The following is a 911-nucleotide window of genomic DNA, read 5'->3' as shown; positions in this document are numbered from 1 at the left end:
CCGTAGCGGCTCCAGTCCACGCACCGGGCCAGTTCCTCGGCCAGCCTGCCGTTGACGGCGTCCATCGAGGACAGGAACCGGCGGAAGCGGTCCGGGTCCTCTTGGCGGATCCGGCCCCGGGTGTCGTCGCTCGGCGGTTCCACCTGGGGCTCACCGGTGCGCAAGGCGGTCGTGAGGCGGGCCCAGGCCGGGAAGACGGTGCTCGCGCTGAGTTCCGCGCAGCCGCCGAGGTAGGTCGGCTGGCCGCGGTCCAGGTACCGTGCGGACAGTGGGCTGTTGCGGTACTCCCCGTCGGCACGCTCCAGCAGCCCCAGGACCACCAGGGCGTCGAGGAAGTCACCGGCCCCGCGCGGGTGCAGGCCGAGTTCCTCGCGGATGCGTTCCTCGCCGGCCGGGCCCGCGGCGAGCATCCCGAAGAGGTCGAGCTCAACGGCTGCCGTCAGCACCCGGGAGGCACGGTAGGCGCTGGTCAGCTCGAAGATCGCATTCGGGCTCGGTGGGTCGGCGTCCGACGCCTCCGGGGCGAAGGACGTGGCCGTCTGCCCCTTCGCATCGCCGGCGGTCGTCACCGCGTCAGGTTTCACGGCTGTGCTCCTTGGAGGTGTCTGGTCGGGTCGCACTGATCGAACGCCACGGGAAGCGGGGTCAGCGTGTGGCCATGAGCAGGGTGTGCGTAGGGCCGAGGGGCTGCCTGAACACCCCGGAGAACCCGGCCTCCCGCAGCCACTCCATGCCGGTGGCCGACGCGTACTCGGAGCCGCCCGGGGTGACGAGCATCATGTTCAGGCTGTACAGGAGCCGTCCGAGATCGCCGCGCTCGTCGTCGATCATCCGGTCGTAGACCAGTAGCGTCCCGCCGGGGTCGAGTGCCTCGTAGGCCCGCTCGATCAGGGCGCGGCGCCGGTCCGGGT

At 71.6% G+C, this 911-nt stretch carries 2 protein-coding genes; both read right to left on the bottom strand.

Translation table 11 applies throughout. From position 1 onward, the window contains the following. Positions 1-584 (bottom strand): methyltransferase family protein (locus IEY86_RS35950; RefSeq protein ID WP_308425216.1); only part of this gene is annotated, 584 nt, incomplete at its 3' end. A 61-nt stretch (positions 585-645) separates the two neighbouring features. Then, the coding region (locus tag IEY86_RS35945; protein ID WP_265806221.1) for a methyltransferase at positions 646-911 on the bottom strand (266 nt) is incomplete at its 5' end.

The organism is Wenjunlia tyrosinilytica, assembly GCF_014646055.1.
In the GTDB taxonomy this organism is placed as follows: Bacteria; Actinomycetota; Actinomycetes; order Streptomycetales; family Streptomycetaceae; genus Wenjunlia; species Wenjunlia tyrosinilytica.
The sequence above is the reverse complement of the archived record's forward strand: the minus strand, read 5'-3'. Positions and strand labels throughout refer to the sequence as shown.